This is a genomic window from Streptomyces sp. col6, from assembly GCF_008042035.1.
Taxonomy (GTDB): Bacteria; Actinomycetota; Actinomycetes; order Streptomycetales; family Streptomycetaceae; genus Streptomyces.
Map to the genome: position 1 here is coordinate 1 of NZ_RDBL01000086.1, position 1,627 is coordinate 1,627.

General features: G+C 74.4%; 1 protein-coding gene. It reads left to right on the forward strand.

Annotated elements, in window-relative coordinates:
- Positions 1-26 precede the first annotated feature (26 nt).
- Positions 27-1,616 carry an FAD-binding oxidoreductase gene (locus EAO73_RS35630; protein ID WP_147975662.1) on the forward strand — a complete coding sequence of 530 codons (1,590 nt, stop codon included), beginning with the start codon at positions 27-29 and terminating at the stop codon, positions 1,614-1,616.
- Positions 1,617-1,627: the final 11 nt, after the last annotated feature.

Consider the following 1,627-nt stretch of genomic DNA (forward strand, 5'->3'; position numbering starts at 1 on the left):
CCCCTCTCCCCCACACCGGAGGTCCGATGACCCCGCCGAACCGGCGCACCCTCCTCGCGGCGGGCGCCGCCGCCGTCCTCACCGGCGCCACCACGACCGCCTGCGAGGGCGCCGACGCGACGGACCCGGCGCCCGGCGACACCCCGGCCCGCACCAGGTCCGCGTCGTCGCCGGCCCCCTCGAAGTCCAAGCCCTCCGGCCCGGCGGACTGGCCCGCCCTGGCCAAGAGCCTCGACGGCACCCTGATCCGCCCCGGCGACACCGCGTACCCGACGGCCCGTCAGCTCTACAACACCCGCTTCGACGGCCAGAAACCGGCCGGGATCGCCTACGTCCGGCACGAGGACGACATCCGCGAGTGCCTGGCCTTCGCCCGCCGCACGTCCGTACCCGTCTCGATCCGCAACGGCGGCCACTCGTACGCCGGCTGGTCGAGCGGCAACGGCCGCCTGGTCATTGACGTCTCGTCACTCTCCCGCGTGGAGAGCAACGGCACGATCGGCGCGGGCGCCAAGCTCCTCGACGTCTACGAAGGACTCGCCGCGCACGGCGTGACGATCCCCGGCGGCTCCTGCCCCACGGTCGGCATCTCCGGCCTCACCCTCGGCGGCGGCCATGGCGTCGCCACCCGCGCCTACGGCCTGACCTGCGACAACCTCACCTCCGCCACCCTCGTCACCGCCGACGGCCGCACGGTGACCGCCGACGCGAAACACAACCCCGACCTCTTCTGGGCCCTGCGCGGCGCGGGCAACGGCAACTTCGGCGTCGTCACCAAGCTCCGCTTCCGTACGCACACCGCCCCGCGGACCGTCACCGCGTACATGTCCTGGCCGTGGTCGCGCGCCCGGGACGTCATCACCGCCTGGCAGCAGTGGGGCCCGTCCCAGCCCGACGAGATCTGGTCCGCCGCGCACCTCGCGGCCGGACCCGGCGGCAGCAACCCGACGGTCTCCGTCTCGGCGTTCAGCCTCGGCACGTACGGGGACCTGCAGAACGCCGTCGACCGCCTCGCCGACCGCATCGGCGCCTCCGCCACCTCCGTCTCGCTGCGCCGCCGCGGCTACCGCGAGGCGATGCTCGTGTACGCGGGCTGCTCGGGCATCACGGACGCGCAGTGCCACCTCCCGGGCACCACACCGGGCCGCTCCTCACAGGGCACCCTCCAGCGCGAGACGTACGCCGCCGCCTCCGACTTCTACGACCGCGCACTGCCCGCGGCGGGCGTCTCGGCCCTGCTCTCCGCGGTCCAGGCGTTCACCCGGCTCTCCCCGGGCCAGGGCGGCGGCGGTTCGGTCGCGCTGACCGCGCTGGGCGGGGCGGTCAACCGGGTGGACCCCGGGGCCACGGCGTTCGTCCACCGCCGCTCCCGGATGCTCGCCCAGTACATCGGCGCCTGGCGCCCCGGTACCCCGGGCACCGCCCAGCAGAAGTGGCTGAAAGACACGCATGCGGCGATGCGCCCGTACGCCTCCGGGGCGGCGTACCAGAACTACACGGACCCGTCCCTGAGCAACTGGCGCCAGGCGTACTACGGCTCGGCGACGACGCGCCTGGCCCAGGTGAAGAAGCGGTACGACCCGGAGGGGCTGTTCACTTACCCGCAGGGGGTGTGAGGGGGCGCGGG